Annotated in this window: 15 protein-coding genes; 7 read left to right on the top strand and 8 right to left on the bottom strand. The window is 71.6% G+C overall.

Annotated features, from left to right (window positions below; all coding sequences use genetic code 11):
• Positions 1-78 precede the first annotated feature (78 nt).
• The 3 genes from ACLZN2_RS03610 to mce all read right to left on the bottom strand — a co-directional run bounded on the left by ACLZN2_RS03610 (position 79) and on the right by mce (position 5,756).
• Entirely contained in the window at positions 79-1,017 is a 939-nt protein-coding gene (locus tag ACLZN2_RS03610) for a cellulose-binding protein (protein WP_416976860.1), read from the bottom strand.
• A gap of 183 nt (positions 1,018-1,200) precedes the next feature.
• The gene (scy, locus tag ACLZN2_RS03605) at positions 1,201-5,082 is read right to left on the bottom strand and encodes a polarized growth protein Scy (RefSeq protein WP_416976859.1); all 3,882 of its coding nucleotides are present in this window, start codon (positions 5,080-5,082) and stop codon (positions 1,201-1,203) included.
• A 233-nt stretch (positions 5,083-5,315) separates the two neighbouring features.
• Positions 5,316-5,756 (bottom strand): methylmalonyl-CoA epimerase, encoded by a 441-nt coding sequence (gene mce / locus ACLZN2_RS03600; protein ID WP_416976858.1) that lies wholly within the window; start codon positions 5,754-5,756, stop codon positions 5,316-5,318.
• Positions 5,757-5,907: 151 nt separating this feature from the next.
• Here mce and ACLZN2_RS03595 point away from each other — a divergent pair, with 151 nt between their 5' ends.
• The 3 genes from ACLZN2_RS03595 to ACLZN2_RS03585 all read left to right on the top strand — a co-directional run bounded on the left by ACLZN2_RS03595 (position 5,908) and on the right by ACLZN2_RS03585 (position 9,476).
• The gene (locus ACLZN2_RS03595; RefSeq protein ID WP_416976857.1) at positions 5,908-7,128 is read left to right on the top strand and encodes an acetyl-CoA C-acetyltransferase; all 1,221 of its coding nucleotides are present in this window, start codon (positions 5,908-5,910) and stop codon (positions 7,126-7,128) included.
• A 44-nt stretch (positions 7,129-7,172) separates the two neighbouring features.
• Complete coding sequence (gene meaB / locus ACLZN2_RS03590) at positions 7,173-8,129, top strand: methylmalonyl Co-A mutase-associated GTPase MeaB (RefSeq protein WP_416977006.1); 957 nt, start codon at positions 7,173-7,175, stop codon at positions 8,127-8,129.
• Positions 8,130-8,276: 147 nt separating this feature from the next.
• Entirely contained in the window at positions 8,277-9,476 is a 1,200-nt protein-coding gene (locus tag ACLZN2_RS03585; RefSeq protein ID WP_416976856.1) for an MFS transporter, read from the top strand.
• Positions 9,477-9,594: 118 nt separating this feature from the next.
• Here the strand turns inward: ACLZN2_RS03585 and ACLZN2_RS03580 are convergent, their stop codons facing one another.
• From ACLZN2_RS03580 to ACLZN2_RS03565, 4 genes are all read right to left on the bottom strand, one after another.
• Positions 9,595-10,071, bottom strand: a complete 477-nt coding sequence (locus ACLZN2_RS03580; protein ID WP_416976855.1) for a MarR family winged helix-turn-helix transcriptional regulator — start codon at positions 10,069-10,071, stop codon at positions 9,595-9,597.
• Positions 10,072-10,163: 92 nt separating this feature from the next.
• Positions 10,164-10,928, bottom strand: coding sequence for an AIM24 family protein (locus tag ACLZN2_RS03575; protein WP_416977005.1), 765 nt, complete (start codon positions 10,926-10,928; stop codon positions 10,164-10,166).
• Between the two features lie 53 nt (positions 10,929-10,981).
• Entirely contained in the window at positions 10,982-11,632 is a 651-nt protein-coding gene (locus tag ACLZN2_RS03570) for an AIM24 family protein (protein WP_416976854.1), read from the bottom strand.
• 1 nt (position 11,633) lies between these two features.
• Positions 11,634-12,266 (bottom strand): AIM24 family protein, encoded by a 633-nt coding sequence (locus tag ACLZN2_RS03565; protein ID WP_416977004.1) that lies wholly within the window; start codon positions 12,264-12,266, stop codon positions 11,634-11,636.
• Between the two features lie 195 nt (positions 12,267-12,461).
• On the opposite strand from ACLZN2_RS03565, the gene ACLZN2_RS03560 reads away from it, so the two are divergent.
• Genes ACLZN2_RS03560 through ACLZN2_RS03550 form a run of 3 tightly spaced genes read left to right on the top strand, consistent with a single transcriptional unit; the run spans position 12,462 to position 13,775 of the window.
• Entirely contained in the window at positions 12,462-12,806 is a 345-nt protein-coding gene (locus ACLZN2_RS03560) for a DUF3817 domain-containing protein (protein ID WP_416976853.1), read from the top strand.
• Positions 12,803-13,105, top strand: a complete 303-nt coding sequence (locus ACLZN2_RS03555; protein ID WP_416976852.1) for an MTH1187 family thiamine-binding protein — start codon at positions 12,803-12,805, stop codon at positions 13,103-13,105. The genes ACLZN2_RS03560 and ACLZN2_RS03555 overlap by 4 nt, the downstream gene beginning before the upstream one ends.
• A gap of 4 nt (positions 13,106-13,109) precedes the next feature.
• Positions 13,110-13,775 carry a nucleotidyltransferase family protein gene (locus ACLZN2_RS03550; RefSeq protein ID WP_416976851.1) on the top strand — a complete coding sequence of 222 codons (666 nt, stop codon included), beginning with the start codon at positions 13,110-13,112 and terminating at the stop codon, positions 13,773-13,775.
• On the opposite strand, the gene ACLZN2_RS03545 is transcribed toward ACLZN2_RS03550, so the two are convergent.
• Positions 13,761-14,417 (bottom strand): TetR/AcrR family transcriptional regulator, encoded by a 657-nt coding sequence (locus ACLZN2_RS03545; protein WP_416976850.1) that lies wholly within the window; start codon positions 14,415-14,417, stop codon positions 13,761-13,763. The two genes, ACLZN2_RS03550 and ACLZN2_RS03545, sit on opposite strands and share 15 nt — an antisense overlap.
• A 278-nt stretch (positions 14,418-14,695) precedes the next feature.
• Here ACLZN2_RS03545 and ACLZN2_RS03540 point away from each other — a divergent pair, with 278 nt between their 5' ends.
• Positions 14,696-15,748 (top strand): matrixin family metalloprotease, encoded by a 1,053-nt coding sequence (locus tag ACLZN2_RS03540; protein ID WP_416976849.1) that lies wholly within the window; start codon positions 14,696-14,698, stop codon positions 15,746-15,748.
• Positions 15,749-15,780 lie beyond the last annotated feature (32 nt).

The raw sequence follows: 15,780 nt of genomic DNA, 5'->3' as shown, positions 1-15,780 counted from the left end.
CACGCTAGAACGCCACGAAGCCCGCTGCCACCGCTGGCAGCGGGCTTCGCCCGACGTTCGGCCGGGGTACCCCGAGGGTTACCGGGACTGCTGCGCTGGCACCCCGCGGGACATCGGCTCGTCGTCCGTGGACGGCGCGCCGGCCGCGGCCACCGCGGCACCGGTCAGCGTGGCGAGCATCTCGCGGACGTTCGTCAGCTGGGCGTTGATGCTGTCGCGGCGGTTGGTGAGGGCCGCCAGCTCGCGCTCGGATTCCGAACGGATCCGGTCCGCCTTGGCGTTGGCGTCGGCCACGATGTCCTCGGCCTGACGCTGCGCCGTCTCGACGGTCTGGCGGGCGCGGCGCTCGGCGTCCGTGCGCAGCTTCTCCGCCTCCAGGCGCAGCTGCTCCGCGCGGTGCTCGATCTCCGCGAGCCGCTTCTCCGCCTTCTGCTGACGGGACGCCAGGTCGCGCTCGGACTGCTCGCGGCGCTTGGCCAGGTTGGTCTCGAAGTCGGCGGCGGCCTGCGCGGCCTTGGCGCGGGTCTCCTCGAAGAGGGCGTCCGCCTCCTCGCGCTTGGACTGCGCGTCCTTCTGGGCCTCCTGGCGCAGCTGCGCCGCGTCGCTCTTGGCCTTCTCGACGATCCGGACGCCCTCGTCCTCCGCCTTGGCCTTGCGGTCGGCAGCGAACGACTCCGCGTCGTTGCGCACCTGCTGGGCCGCCGACTCGGCGAGCTCGCGGTGCTGCTCGGACGCGCGACGGGCCTCCTCGCGCAGATCCTTGGCCTCTTCCTCGGCGAGGCGGAGGATCTTCTCGACACGCGCGCCGAGACCGGCGTACGACGGCTCCGCGTCGGTTACCTGGGCCTGGGCGTTCTGCGTCTCGAGGTGGAGCTCCTCGATGCGCTTTTCCAGAGCGGTGATGCGGGCGAGAGCGCTGTCACGGTCGGAGACGAGCTTGGAGATCCGTTCGTCCACCTGAGCGCGGTCGTACCCACGCCGCACTAGCTCGAAGCCGTAGGGGGAAGTGTCGCTCATGGGGTTCCTGTCGAATGAGACCGGTGAGGTGATAGGTGGAATCCTAGGGGCCAGAGCGCTGTGTCATCGAGCGTATGCGTGTTTGATCTGAGGAATGACACCCCTTTTGGGTGGCTGGACGCCGCACCCCTTGCCAAAAACTCAGGGTAAGTGGCCAGACTTTAACGCAATCCACACATTCCGTTAGCCGTCAGAGGGTTTCCCGCCCGATCGCGGCGCGCCGATGCTCGCGCCCGCCCTGACACTCCCGTCCTTGCCCGCGGACGGGATCTCGAAGGACTCCAGCGCCTCCAGCACGTCCTGGACCCGGGAGATCTCGGCGTTGATGTCCTCGCGCCGGCGCACCAGGACCTCCAGCTCGCGCTTGCCCTCCTCGACCGTGCGCCGCGCCTCGCGGATCGCCTCGGCCTTGAGCTCCTCGGCCTCCCTGACCAGCGTCGACTTCTTCTGCTCGGCCTCCTTCAGCAGGCCCTCCGCCTTCTTCACGGCGGCGATGCGGACCTTGCCGGCCTCGGAGTTGGCCTCCGACACCAGCTCCTTCGCCTTGGCCTGCGCCTTGGCGAGCTGCTCCTCGGACGCCTTGATGAGCGCGTCGCAGCGGTCGCCGGTCGACCTCATCGTCTCGGCGGCCTCGCGGCGGGCCCGCTCGTGCAGCGACTCGATCTCGGCCGTGATCCGGTCGCGCAGCTCCTCCGCCCGCTCCCTGATCGCGGTGGCGTCCCGGCGGGCGCCGACGAGCAGCTCGTCCGCGTCCGTACGAGCCTTCTCCACCCGGCTGTTGCCCTCGCGGGTCGCCTCGGCGACCAGCCGGTCGGCCTCGGTGCGGGCCGCGCCCACCATCGTGTCGGCCTGCGTCTCGGCGTCCGCGGTGGTCTGCAGCGCCTGCTCCTGCGCCTCCGCCAGCAGCTTGTCGACCTCGGCGGTGGTCTCCGTGATGAGCGTGTCGACCTGCTCGGCCGCCTCGGAGCGCCGCTTGTTGGCCTCCTTGCGGGAGGCGTCCAGCGTCTCGTCGGCCTCGTCGCGGGCCACGCTCAGCATGCGGTCGGCCTCCGCCGCCGCCTGCGCCTTGACCCGCTCCGACTCCAGACGGATCCGCTCGGCGGCCTGCTGCGCCGACCCCACCGTCTCGGCGGCCTCGGCCCGCAGCCGCTCCGCGTCCCCGCTCGCGTCCTGGATCAGCTTCTCCGCCCTGGCGACCGACTCGGCACGCACCCGCTCGGCCTCCGCGGCCGTGTCGGCCGTCAGCCGCTCCGCCTCGGCGATGGTCTCCGTCTGCAGCCGCTCGGCCTCGCCGCGCGCCTCGGTGATGAGGGTGTCCGCCTGGGTCGCCGCGTCCGAGCGGATCCGGTTGGCGTCCTCGCGGGCGTCGGCCCGGGTGCGGGCCGCGGCCTGGTCGGCCTCCGCCAGCGCGTCCGAGGCCTCCGTGCGCACCCGCTGGGCGTACGCCGAGGACTCCGCGCGCAGCCGCTCGGCCTCCGCGATCGCCTCGCCGACGGTCCGCTCGGCCAGTTCCTGCGCGGCCTCGGCGGCCTCGCTCGCCTCGCGGCGGATCCTGCTCGCGTCCTCGCTGGCCCGCTCCCGCTCGGCGTAGGCGTCGGAACGGACCCGGTCCGACTCCTCCTCGGCCTCCCGCCGGGTACGGTCCGCGGCGTGTTCGGCGGCCGAGCGCAGCCCGTTGATCTCCTCCTGGGCCTGCTCGTGCAGCCCGGTCACGGAGTCCCGGACCTGCTGCGCGTGCTGTTCGGCAGCGCTGACCATTTCGACGGCGCGCCGGTCGGCCTCCTCGACCAGGCGGACCGCCTCGGTCTGTGACTCCTCCACGCGGTTGCGCGCCGAGGCCAGCAGTTCCTCGGACTGCGCCCGGGCCCGCTCGCGCTCCTGGTCGGCCTCCTGGCGGGCGGAGCCGAGGAGTTCCTCGGCCTCGCGGCGCCGGCGGACGGCCTCCTCCTGGGCGGCGTCCAGCGTCTCGGTCGCCTCGTCGGCCAGCCGCTCGGCGGCGGCCGTGGACTCCGCGCGCACCCGGTCGGCGTAGTCCTGCGCCTCGTTCTTCAGCCGCTCGGCCTCGGCGGCGGCCTCCGACCTCAGGCGTACGGCGACGGCCTCGCCCTCGGCCCGCGAGGCGGACGCGTCGGAGGCGGCCTCGGTGCGCAGCCGGTCGGCCTCGTCGGCGGCCTGCTGCTGCAGCGTACGGATCCGCTCGCCGGCCTCGGTGCGCAGCCGGTCGGCCTCGTCGGCGGCCTCACGGCGGATCCGCGCGGCCTCCTCACGGGCGTCCGTCAGCGCCTGCTCGGCGGAGGCGAGCCGCGCCTCGGCCTCGGTGTGCAGCCGGGTCAGCTCCTCGGCGGCCTCCGCCTGCCGGGCCTCGATCCCCCGCTCGGTCTCCTCGCGCAGCTCCTCCGCCGCACGCTCGGCGTTCGAGGTGATGGTCTCGGCGAGCTCCACCGCCTCCTCGCGGGAGCGCTCGGCCTCGGCGCGGGTGCGCTCCAGGGTCTCCTCGGCCTGCCGGCGCAGCGTGGTGGCGCGCTCGATGGCCTCGGTGCGGACCTTCTCGCTGTCCGCCGTGGCCTTCTGGCGCAGCTCGTCCGCGTCGGCCTTCGCCTTGGACAGCAGCTCCTCGGCCGACCGGGCGGCCTCCTCGATCTGCTGGACGGCCTCCTTGCGGGCCTCCGCGCGGATCTTCTCGCCCTCGGCGACCGCGTCGGAGCGCAGCTGCTCGGCCTCACCACGCAGCCGGCGGGCCTCCTCCTGCAGCTCGACCGTCTTGGCGCGGTACTCCTTGGTGTCGTCCTTCGCGGAGCCCTTGAGCTGCTCGGCGATGTCGTACGCCTCGGAGCGCAGCCGGTCCGCCTCGGCCTCCGCCTCGCGACGGATCCGCTCGGCCTCCTCGGCGGCGGCCCTGGTGGTCCGCTGCGCGTCCTCCTGCGCCTTGTTGAGGACGTCCTCGGCGGTCTTGGCCGCCTTCGACAGCTGGGTGGCGCTCTCCTCGGCGGTGATCGTGCGGGCCTTCTCGGAGGCCTCCGCGACGATCTTCTCGGCCTCGGCGCGGGCGTCGGCGACGACCTGCTCGGCGTCCGCCTTGGTGGCCTCGGCCTCCTGGCTGGCCTCGGTGACCAGCCGGGCGACCTGCTCCTTCGCCGTACGGGTGCGCTGTTCGTTGGCCGACTCGGCGCTCGCGAGCGCCTTCTCGGCGGCGGCCTTGGCCTCGGCGACGACCTTGTCGGCCTCGGACTGCGCCTTGCGCAGCGCCTCCTCCGCCTCGGCCATCCGGGTCTCGGCGGCGCGGCTGAGCTCACCGGCCTGGCGGCGGGCCGTGTCCGATTCGTTCACCGTGGAGCTGCGCAGCGCCTCGGCGTGGTCGGTGGCCTCCTGGGCCTGGGTGGAGGCGGCGTTCAGCATCCGCTCGGCGTCGGTGCGGGCGCGCAGCAGAAGCTGCTCGGCCTCCGCACGCGTCTGCTCCGCGTCGGCCTGGAGCCGCTGGCGGGCCTCCGCGGCCACCCGTTCGGCCTCGGCGCGGGCGGCGGCCACGGCCTGCTCGGCCTCGGCGCGCGACTCGTCCAGCAGCCGGCGGGCCTGGGCCTCGGTGCGGGCGCGCAGCTGCTCCGCCCACGCCACGTTCTCGTTGACGTGCGACTCGACGGTCTGCCGGCGCTCCGCCAGCTCCTGGTCGAGCTGCTGGCGGCGGCTGACGGCCTCCTGGTGCAGCTCGGCCTGGAGCCGGGCCGCCTGCTCGGCGTGCTCCTGGAGGATGCGCTGGGTCTGCGCGCGGACCTGGCTGAGCTCGCGCTCGGCGTCCTGGCGCAGCTGGTCGGCCTGCATCTGCGCGTTGCGCAGCAGCTGCTCGGCCTGGTACCCGAGGTCGCCGCCGTCGAAGGACGGCCGGGACATGAGTGTGCGGCGCGCCTCGTGCAACTTGGCGCGCAGCACCTCGACCTGGTAGCCGAGGTCCTCGGCATGCTGGATCGCCTTCTCACGCTCGGTCTTCAGCCGCTTCATCTCGGCTTCGAACCGTGTGAGGTGGTCGACGTCAGCCGCCGGTTCCCGCTCCTGGCTCTCGTAGCCCCGCACTGCGCGGTCCCATCCGTCCCTGGTCGCAAGCTTCCCGAACGAGCTCCGTCCATCCGCCGAACGGGGCCCCCGGGGAATGGTGTCAGATCAACGACGGAGCATGGGCTGCTGCCCCGACGCTCGTCCCCCGAAACCCGGACCCCGGCAACGTCCCGCCGTCCAAGGCAGCAGGACCGGTCGCCCTGATGGGAGCGACGACCGCCCCCAACCCTACCGGCCCATATGTACGAGGGTCAGTGCTCAGGTGACTCAACAGCCGCCGAAGTGACCAGTTCTGTCAGTACTCCGTGGCAATCCTTGGGGTGCAGGAAGGTGATTCGTGACCCCATGGAGCCGCGTCGCGGCTCTTCGTACAGAACGCGTACGCCCTTGGAGCGGATGTCCGCGGCGTCCGCATCCACATCCGCCGTACCGAAAGCGATGTGGTGGACTCCCTCGCCGTTCTTGTCGAGCCACTTGGCTACGGTGGAGTCCGGGCGGGTCGGCTCCAGAAGCTGCAGGTAGGAGGCGCCGCCGTCGGAGGTGTCGTTGATCTTGAGCATGGCTTCCCGGACGCCCTGCTCCTCGTTGATCTCCGAGTGGAACACCTCGAAGCCGTACGTGGAGCGGTAGAACTCGACGGTCGCGTCGAGGTCGTGACAGGCGATCCCGATGTGGTCGATTCGCGTCAGCATGGTGTTAGTGGAGCGCGGCGGAGATGGTTACGCAACGTGCGCGCGATCACACTGAAGGGCGGATGACGGCACGGAGTGCCACTCAGTACATTCTCGGTAAACCCTCGTTCACTCCTCGGCCAGTGCAGGCCGGTAAGGGGAATCGCAGCTCATGACTGGATCGACTGGAACGACTGGAACGAACAGCAGGACCTCGGTGATCGTCGCGGGCGCCCGTACGCCCATGGGGCGTCTGCTGGGCTCGCTGAAGTCCTTCTCCGGGGCCGACCTCGGCGGCTTCGCGATCAAGGCCGCCCTGGACCGCGCCGGCATCGGCGGCGACCAGGTGCAGTACGTGATCATGGGCCAGGTGCTCCAGGCCGGCGCGGGCCAGATCCCGGCCCGCCAGGCCGCCGTCAAGGCCGGCATCCCGATGAACGTCCCGGCGCTCACCGTCAACAAGGTGTGTCTGTCGGGCCTCGACGCGATCGCGCTGGCCGACCAGCTGATCCGCGCGGGTGAGTTCGACGTGGTCGTCGCGGGCGGCCAGGAGTCCATGACCAACGCCCCGCACCTGCTGCCGAAGTCCCGCGAGGGCTTCAAGTACGGCGCGATCGAGATGCTCGACGCGATGGCGTACGACGGTCTCACCGACGCCTTCGAGAACATCGCCATGGGCGAGTCCACGGAGAAGCACAACACGCGCCTCGGCATCCTGCGCCCCGAGCAGGACGAGATCGCCGCCCTGTCCCACCAGCGGGCCGCCGCCGCGCAGAAGAACGGGATCTTCGAGGCCGAGATCACCCCGGTCGAGATCCCGCAGCGCAAGGGCGACCCGGTGGTCTTCAGCAAGGACGAGGGCATCCGCGGCGACACCACCGCGGAGTCCCTCGGCAAGCTGCGCCCGGCCTTCACCAGGGACGGCACGATCACCGCGGGCACGTCCTCGCAGATCTCCGACGGCGCCGCCGCGGTCGTCGTGATGAGCAAGGCCAAGGCCGAGGAGCTGGGCCTCGCCTGGATCGCCGAGATCGGCGCCCACGGCAATGTGGCGGGCCCGGACAACTCGCTGCAGTCCCAGCCCTCCAACGCCATCGCGCACGCCCTGAAGAAGGAGGGCATCGGCGTCGAGGACCTCGACCTCATCGAGATCAACGAGGCCTTCGCCGCCGTCGCGGTCCAGTCAATGAAGGACCTCGGGGTGTCCACGGAAAAGGTGAACGTCAACGGGGGTGCGATCGCCCTCGGCCACCCGATCGGCATGTCCGGCGCCCGGCTCGTGCTGAGCCTCGCCCTGGAGCTCAGGCGGCGCGGCGGCGGCGTCGGCGCGGCCGCGCTGTGCGGCGGCGGCGGGCAGGGCGACGCCCTGATCGTGCGCGTGCCCAGGGCCTGAGTTCCGGGTCCTGACGGTACGACCATTCGGTGAACGGAGCTGTGATGCAGGACGTCTCCTCGCTGGTCGCCCAGGCCAGGGAAGGCCGGCCCAGGGCCGTGGCCCGGCTGATCTCCCTGGTGGAGGGGGCGTCCCCGCAGCTCCGCGAGGTCATGGCGGCCCTGGCCCCGCTCACCGGCAACGCGTACGTCGTCGGCCTCACCGGCTCCCCGGGCGTCGGCAAGTCCACGTCGACGTCCGCGCTGGTGACGGCGTACCGCAAGCAGGGCAGGCGGGTCGGCGTGCTCGCGGTCGACCCGTCGTCCCCGTTCTCGGGCGGCGCCCTGCTCGGCGACCGGGTGCGGATGTCCGACCATGCCTCCGACCCCGGCGTCTACATCCGCTCCATGGCCACCCGGGGCCATCTGGGCGGCCTCGCCTGGTCCGCCCCGCAGGCGATCCGGGTGCTGGACGCGGCGGGCTGCGAGGTGATCCTCGTCGAGACGGTCGGCGTCGGCCAGTCGGAGGTCGAGATCGCCTCCCAGGCGGACACCAGCGTGGTCCTGCTGGCCCCGGGCATGGGCGACGGCATCCAGGCGGCGAAGGCCGGGATCCTGGAGATCGGTGACGTCTACGTCGTCAACAAGGCCGACCGGGACGGCGCCGACGCCACCGCCCGCGAACTGAACCACATGCTGGGCCTCGGCGAGTCCCGCAAACCCGGCGACTGGCGCCCGCCGATCGTCAAGACGGTCGCCTCCCGCGCCGAGGGCGTCGACGAGGTCGTCCAGGCCCTGGAGAAACACCGCGCCTGGATGGAGGAGCACGGCGTCCTCGCCGAGCGCCGCCGCGCCCGCGCCGCCCGCGAGGTCGAGACGATCGCCGTCACCGCCCTGCGCCGACGCATCGGCGACCTCCACGGCGACCGCCGCCTCGGCGCCCTCGCCGAACGGATCGTCACCGGCGAACTGGACCCCTACCGCGCGGCGGACGAGCTGATCGCGGGCCTCACCGAGAGCTGATCCCTCGTCATACGGCGGCCCTCGCTGGTACGTTGACCCCCATGTTCCTCTCCTTGGCGTAGCGCGCGCACCGAGCCGCCACCCCCACGACGTGGACAGGTGGCCCTCAGGTGTCCCCGCTCACGCCTCCTCCGAGGAACTCTCCGCATGCCTGCTTCCCGCGCGTCCTATCGCGCCGTCCTGCGCCTTCCGCACGCCCGTCGCACCTTCGCCGCCGCCCTGCTCGGCAGGCTGTCGTACGGCATCGTCCCGCTGTCCGTGATGCTCTCCGTGACCCGCGCCTCGGGCTCGTACGCCGTCGCGGGCACCGTGATGGCCCTGTTCGGCGGCACCGCCGTCTTCCTGTCGCCCGCCCGGGCGGCCCTCGTCGACCGGTACGGCCCCCGCCGGGCGCTCCTCGCGATGAACGCCGCCTACCTCGCGCTCCTCGCCCTGCTGACCCTCGGCCTCACCCGCCCCTCCCCGCTCGCCCTGGCCCTGCTCGCCGCGGCCGCCGGGTCCTGCTGTCCGCCGCTCGGGCCGACCATGCGGGCCCTGTGGGGGAGGATCACGCCCGACCGGGCCCTGCTCCAACGCGCCTACAGTCTCGACGGCGTCGCCGAGGAACTCCTCTTCGTCACCGGCCCCCTGCTGGTCGGCGTCCTCGTCGGCTTCGCCCCGCCGGCCGCCGGGATCCTCGTCGGCGCGGCCCTGATGGGCGTGGGGACGGCCGCGTTCGTGGCGTCCCCGGCGGTGCGGGCGGTACCGCCCGGGAGGCGGACCGCGCGGCGCACAGCGGGCGGCGGGCCGCGCCGGCTCCTACGGCCGGTGGCCGCCGCCGCGGCCGTGGGGCTCGCGATCGGGGTGGCCGACCTGCTGATCGTGGCGTTCACCCAGGGCCGTGGGTACGGCGGGTCGAGCGCGGCCTGGCTGCTGGCCTCGATGTCGGCGGGCAGTGCCGTCGGCGGGCTGGCGCACGGGGCCGTCTCCTGGCGGGCCGCTCCCGGGGCACGGCTGCCGCTGCTCACGGCTGGGCTCGGACTGGCCCTGTGCGCCGCCGGACTGGCACCGGGTGTCATCACCCTCGCCACCGCCGTCGCGGCCGTCGGGTTCTTCGTGTCGCCGACGATCACCACCGGGTATCTGATGGCCGACGAGAGCGCCGCCCCCGAGGCCCGGGTGCGGGCCGGGGCCTGGGTCAACACGGCCGTCAACGCGGGCAGCACGGTCGGTACGGCGGTGGCGGGCGCGCTGGCCGGGCGGGCGCCGGTGACGGTGTGCTTCGCGATGACGGGCGCGGTGGTGCTGATGACGGCTGCGGCCGTCACCGCGCGTCCGCAGGGGGTCGGCCGTCGAGTTCCGGCGTGACCTCGCAGAATTCGGTCGGCGGCCTCCTGGTGACGCGAGAGTCTCAGTGACACGCCGTCTGCACGGCGTGTCACTGAGACTGTGGGCCCACTTGGTCCCGTCCGCGTCGTGGGTGTGTCTACGGGCGTCCCCGCTGGCCGCGCAGATGCTCCGCGATCGGCTTCAGGGACTTGTCGAGGTCCACGAGGGTCTCGGGGGCGAGGAGGTCGATGAAGTGCCGGCGCACGGACGCCACATGATGCGGGGCGACCTTCATCATGGTCTCCATGCCGTGCTCGGTCAGGACCGCGTAGAGCCCCCGGCGGTCGGACTCGCAGTTCTCGCGGCGCACCAGGTTCGCGTTCTCCATGCGGGTGATCTGGTGCGAGAGACGGCTCTTGGACTGGAGGGTGGCGGACGCGAGGTCGCTCATGCGCATCCGGACGTCCTCCGACTCGGAGAGGTTCACCAGGATCTCGTAGTCGTTCATGGTCAGGCCGAACGGCTGCAGGTCTTTCTCGAGCTGGTACGTCAACAGCCTGTTGACCTCCAGGTGGGTGCGCCAGGCGCACTGCTCCGCATCGGTCAGCCAGCGCGTGGCCGTTTCGGTCTCCATATGTGAAGTCTACCTAAAATGTTGAAAGGCGAACTAGTGGCGGTGGTGTGACGGCGGGCACGCGTTCGATGTCACACTCCGCAGACTACCGCTCACAGCCCGAAGCGACGCTGGAGGTCTCCCACCTGTCCGGGAAGGCGCGGTACGCCGCTCTGACCGCCATGCCCACCCGGGGCACCTGGCATTCCACCCCCGCCGGGCACTCCCGGCTCATGCGGAACGGCCCCCGTGGCCTGCTCGGCCATGAGGGTCTCGGTCGACTGCAGCAGCACCGTGCCGGCGCCGACGAACTCGAACTGGTGCTCCTCCCCGGAGGCCCCGCCGAGGCCCGTCAGTGCACGTAGACCGCCCATGACACCTGTCATGTACCCGTGGTCGTAGTGATGGCACGGGGAGGGGCAGTCGGCCCAGCCGACGAGTGCCTGGGGGTCCACCCGGAGGGGAGGTTCCATGAACACCACCGGGCCGTTGGATGCGGCCACGAACTTGCCGGTTCCGATCAGCGTGAGAAATCCCGGCACGATCGACTGCTTGAGGGACAGACTTGGCTGAAAAGCGAGCAGATTGCCCGAGCGAATGGTCAGGTTGCCGTCTTCGAGGTCGTACGAGTTCACATCGAAGGCCCGGTCGGCGAGGAGCATCTTGCCCGAGCCCTCCGCCACGACCCAGTCGCTCGCGTGCAGAGGCGAATGGAACGACGTGCGCACCAGCCGGTCCAGTCGGCCGTGCCCGATGCCGTTGAAGTCGATCGAGCCGTAGTAGGCGATCATCTTGCCCTTCTGCAGGAACCACTGGCTCCCCTTCAGTTCCACACAGAAGGTGTAGCTGTTGACGTTGTCGTCGACCGGGAGGGTCATCGGGTCGTACACGGTGGGGCCGGCGGGGCCCGCGCCCGCGCCCGGGTAGTGGCTCACAGCTTCTCCTCCGACGCCTGGACGAACACCGCACCGCTGCCGCTGAGCTCCAGCTGGAAGGCCTCGCCGGAGCCGCGCCCCACCATGTCCCGCCAGCCGAGCGCCGTCGACAGCTTGTTGCGGACGTCGCCGTGATGGGCCACGTAGGCCTGGGGGTCGACATGGACCGGGCGCTGCGGGGTGATCGGGATCTCGAAGACGCCGCCGTGGGCCATCACGGCGACCGCGCCGTGTCCCTTCAGCGTCGTGGTGAACAGGCCCTGGCCGCTGACCTGGCCCCGGACCATGCCCATGACGCCGCCCTGGGAGCCCAGGAACATCGTGCCCTGCTGGAGGGTGCCCTCGAAGGCGAGGAGGCGGTCCGCCTCCACGTACAGGGTGTCGCCGGTGAGCCGGATGACCTGGACGTGGTGGCCGCCGTGACCGAAGAGGACCGTGCCGCTGCCCTCGACCGTCATCAGCGGGGTGTCCTCGTTGGCGAGGCGCCGGCCGATCATGGACATCACGCCGCCCTGGCCGCCCTGCATGTTGGGAGTGAAGGAGACCTCGCCGTGGTACGCCAGCATGGCGCCCCGCTGACTGAACAGCCGCTGGCCGGGGACGACGGTCGCCTCGACCATTTTGGAGTTGATCTCTCGGAAGGTCACCTCAGACGTCCCCCGCGATCGTGTTGCGCTCGCTCGGCTGGACGTACACCAGGCCGTCCCCCTCGAAGCGGATCTGGAAGGCCTCGCCGCCACCCTCGCCCATGAACGTGCGGAACGTCACACCGGACTGGAAGGACTGACGGACATTGCCCTGGTGCGCGATGTACGCCCCCGGGTCGACGGTCAGCGGGTACTGCGGGCTGATACGCAGCACCACGGCCGGTCCGTCCGAGGTGATCGCGGCCTGGCCATGGCCCTCCACCGTCGTCGTGAACAGCCCGTTGCCCTGGGAGGCGCCGCGCAGGCCGGTGAAACTCGTCCCCGTCCTCAGGCCCGCGTCCGTCGCGAGCAGGTTGCTCGACTCCACGTAGAGCTTGTCTCCCTGGAGGTTGACGAGGTTGATCTCGGATGCGCGGTCGGCGAACCAGCACGTCCCCTGTCCTCTCACCTCCATCACGGTCATCTGTTCGCCGGTGAGCCGCCGGGTGACCATCCCCCGGATCCCCTCACCGCCGCCACTGAGCTTCTTGAAGGCCATCTGACCGTCGTACGCGACCATCGAGCCGTTCTTCGCCTTCACGGCGTCCCCGGTCATGTCGACGGCGAGCACCTTGCTGCCTTGCAGTCGGAACATCGCCACGCTGCGAAGGTAGCGGGCCTGCGGGTGCGCCGAACAGCACCTGTGGGTGGAGAACGACCCTGAGCGCACCCCTAGGTGAACCGTTTGCCACAATGGCCGAATGCTTGTGCGCGCGTTCACAAGCACCCGGACCGACGCACTTCCCCTGAAGCCTGCCGAAACCCCCGAAGTCCCCCGAAGGTGACCCCCGTGGACCTGAAGACAGCCTCCGCCCTCCGCCGCCTCCGTCTGGTCTCCGCCCCGGAGGCCGTCTCGTTCCTGCTGCTGCTCGTCTGCTCGGTGCTCAAGCGCACCACCGACTTCAACGCGGTGCCGGTCATGGGCATGATCCACGGCGTGCTGTTCATCCTGTACGTCCTGTTCTGGGCGGACGCCTGGAACCGCACCAAGTGGCCCCTGAAGACGGCTGCCCTCTACTTCGTCCTCTCCGTCCTGCCGACCGGCGGCTTCTTCGCCGAGCGCCGGCTGCGCCGCGAGGCCGAGGACGCGGTGATCGCCTCCCGCGCCCGCAAGGAAGGGGTCGTGAACGCATGATCGTCGCCTTCTCCGTCACCCCCCTCGGCGTGGGCGAAGAGGTGGGGGAGTACGTCGCCGACGCCGTCCGCGTGGTCCGCGAGTCCGGCCTCCCGCACCGCACCGACGCCATGTTCACCTCGGTCGAGGGCGACTGGGACGAGGTCATGGACGTCGTCCGACGCGCCGTCGCCGCCGTGGAGGAACGCGCCCCCCGCGTCTCCCTCGTCCTCAAGGCGGACATCCGCCCGGGCGTGACGGACGGTCTGACGTCGAAGGTGGAAACGGTGGAACGCCACCTGGCCCGCCAGGCCGACTGACGCGATGCGGACCCCGGCCCGCCTTCCTTTGGACGAGCAGCTCACCGCCCTGCGGACCGTGCTGAGCCGCAACGAGGTCCTGCTGGAGGTCCTGCACCGGACGGCGACTCTGGAGCTGCCCGGCTGGTACCTGACGGCGGGCTGCCTGTTCCAGACCGTGTGGAACGTCGTCACGGACCGACCCCCGCAGGCCGGCATCAAGGACTACGACCTCTTCTACTTCGACGACACCGACCTGTCCTGGGACGCCGAGGACGCGGTGATCAGGACGGGGCGGGAGGTCTTCGACGGGCTGCCCGCCGAGGTCGAGATCCGCAACGAGGCGCGGGTGCACCTCTGGTACGAGGAGAAGTTCGGCGTGCCCTGCGCGCCGTACGCCTCCACCGAGGCCGCCATCGACTCCTTCGCCGCGACCACCTGCTGTCTGGGTGTGCGCCTGGAGCCGGACGACCGCTGGCGCGTCTACGCCCCGCACGGGCTGTCCGACGTGTTCGGCCTCGTCGTCCGCCCCAACCCCGTGCTCGCCCCGCGCGCGGTGTACGAGGCGAAGGCCGCGCGGTGGAGGGCGCAGTGGCCCGGGCTGACGGTGCTGGAGTGGCCCTCCGGCGGCGGGGGCGAGGGCGGGGACGGTGGCGGGGCCGGGGCCGCGGGGCGTTCAGCGGCGGGCTGAGGCGCGGCGCAGGTACTGCCGTACCGCCCGCTGGGCCACCGGGCCGAGTTCCTCCAGGGCGGCGACCAGGACGCCCAGTTGTTCCAGGGCGTCCAGGGCGCTGGTCGCGCCGCGCGCGTCGACGCCTTCGTACAGTTCGATGCCGACGAAAGAGGCCGCCACCGCTCGGGCGAGGCCGGGCGGGTCGGTGAACTCCCCGAACGGGGTGCCCGTGAGGACGCGTTCGAGGACCTTCTCGATCTCCGCGATCCACAGGTCGAGGCCCGCCGCCGTGGCCGGGCCGAGCGCCGCGTGGGTCTGGGCGCCGGCCAGCAGCTGGCCGAGCAGCGCGACATGGCCGCCCGCGCGCTCCTGGTCGTGGATCTCGCGCCCCAGGGCGAGGAGTTCGGTCAGCGAGCCGACCGTGGCGAAGCGGGGGCGGTAGCGCGACACCGTGCGCTCCGCGCCGTACCGGCAGGCCGCCGCGAGCAGTTCGTCCACCGAGCCGAAGTGGTAGAAGACCAGCGCCTGGTTGACGCCGGCGGCCGCCGCGACCGTACGCGCCGACGTCCTGGCGATGCCCTGCTCGGTGAGCGTGCGCAGAGTGCCTTCCAGCAGCTTGGTCTTCGTGTCCTGGGCGGTCTTGGGGGCCGGGGCGGTCATCGTGGCTCCCCTTCGGTGCATGGAAGATGGTCAATTCGGGTGAATTGCAAGTCCCACCGGTGGCGCAGTGACGGGTCCTGTGTTCGAGCCCAGACCTCGTCGAGATCGGCCCGGATCCGAGCCTCCGTGTAGATCTTCATACGAATCCCCCAGGTCGGGGCGTGTTTGAGCGACCGCTCAAACTCCCGGCGAAGGACGCTACAACCGTTTGAGCGGTCGCTCAATAGGACGACCGGGGGACGGGTTTCGACCCGGCGGGCCCTGGCTAATCTCTCCCGGTGTCGATCAAGTCCTGTGTGATGAACCGTTGTTCGGCCGCCGTCCTCCTGGCGGCCTCGCTGGCCTTCCTCGCGCCGGGAGCCGGTGCACACGTGCGTGCGGAACGCTCCGGCCACGCGTGCGTGCTCGCACCCGGCGAGCTGACCGTGGACGATCTGCCCGCCGGCTCCTCGGTGACGCGCTGCGGCGCCGTGGGCCGCCTGGTCACCCACGGCGGCGCCGGCCTCACGGTCCCCGAACCCGGCATGAAGGTCAGCGTCGACTCCCTCACGGCGGACGGTTCCACCCACGGCTTCACCCTGGCCGTCGCCGCCGACGGCACGGTGTCCTACGGCTACGACGACCACGACGGCCGCCGCGACGACGGCCGCCGCGACGACAACGGCCGTGACGCCCTCGGCCGCGCCAACGCGAAACCCAGGGCATCGGCGGGCAGCCGTGCGAATGCCCCCGCCCCCTGCACGGACACCGCCTACGCCGTCGCCGACCGCAAGGAGTACGGCACGTACGAGTGGTTCGTCGGCGACGGCCCCCAGCCGGGCGACCTGCCCCGCCGCCAGGTCCGCATGGCCTTCGAGGAAGGCATCACCGCCATCATCCGCGGCCGCAACGTCTGTGGACTCGCCGACACCATCAGGGCGCGCGCGAGGTTCCTGGCCGCCACCGGTCGCGAGGCCGGCATCGACCACCTGGCCCGCTGCACCCACCGGGACGGCCTGAACGTCTGGGACGCCGGGGACCTCAGCAGCGACAGCGTCGCCACGACCTGCTCCTGGAGCCGCCCCGTCTCCCGCGGCCCGGACCGGCTGATCGAGGCGGACGTCCGCTTCAACATCCACGACTACACGTTCACCGACGACCCCACGGGCGCCTGCGACGACGCCTACGACATCCGCAGCGTCGCCACCCACGAGGCCGGCCACGTCTTCGGCCTGGGCCACGTCGGATCCGGCCACGACAACCTCACCATGTACCCGAGCTCCTTCGCCTGCTCCGCCACCGCCCGCACCCTCGGCAGGGGCGACGTGCTGGGCCTGCGCAGCATCTACTGAAACCGGCGTACGCCGGGCGCACGGACGTCCGA

Source organism: Streptomyces sp. T028, from assembly GCF_048159505.1.
Taxonomy (GTDB): Bacteria; Actinomycetota; Actinomycetes; order Streptomycetales; family Streptomycetaceae; genus Streptomyces.
Note: the sequence above shows the minus strand (reverse complement) of the source record. Positions and strands in the feature narration are given on the sequence as shown.

Bases quoted from the DNA above. Each gene is read 5' to 3' on its own strand.
- ACLZN2_RS03610 (WP_416976860.1), bottom strand. From the start codon at position 1,017: ATGAGCGACACTTCCCCCTACGGCTTCGAGCTAGTGCGGCGTGGGTAC.
- mce (WP_416976858.1), bottom strand. From the start codon at position 5,756: ATGCTGACGCGAATCGACCACATCGGGATCGCCTGTCACGACCTCGAC.
- ACLZN2_RS03595 (WP_416976857.1), top strand. From the start codon at position 5,908: ATGACTGGATCGACTGGAACGACTGGAACGAACAGCAGGACCTCGGTG.
- meaB (WP_416977006.1), top strand. From the start codon at position 7,173: ATGCAGGACGTCTCCTCGCTGGTCGCCCAGGCCAGGGAAGGCCGGCCC.
- ACLZN2_RS03585 (WP_416976856.1), top strand. From the start codon at position 8,277: ATGCCTGCTTCCCGCGCGTCCTATCGCGCCGTCCTGCGCCTTCCGCAC.
- ACLZN2_RS03580 (WP_416976855.1), bottom strand. From the start codon at position 10,071: ATGGAGACCGAAACGGCCACGCGCTGGCTGACCGATGCGGAGCAGTGC.
- ACLZN2_RS03575 (WP_416977005.1), bottom strand. From the start codon at position 10,928: ATGACCCTCCCGGTCGACGACAACGTCAACAGCTACACCTTCTGTGTG.
- ACLZN2_RS03565 (WP_416977004.1), bottom strand. From the start codon at position 12,266: ATGTTCCGACTGCAAGGCAGCAAGGTGCTCGCCGTCGACATGACCGGG.
- ACLZN2_RS03555 (WP_416976852.1), top strand. From the start codon at position 12,803: ATGATCGTCGCCTTCTCCGTCACCCCCCTCGGCGTGGGCGAAGAGGTG.
- ACLZN2_RS03550 (WP_416976851.1), top strand. From the start codon at position 13,110: ATGCGGACCCCGGCCCGCCTTCCTTTGGACGAGCAGCTCACCGCCCTG.
- ACLZN2_RS03545 (WP_416976850.1), bottom strand. From the start codon at position 14,417: ATGACCGCCCCGGCCCCCAAGACCGCCCAGGACACGAAGACCAAGCTG.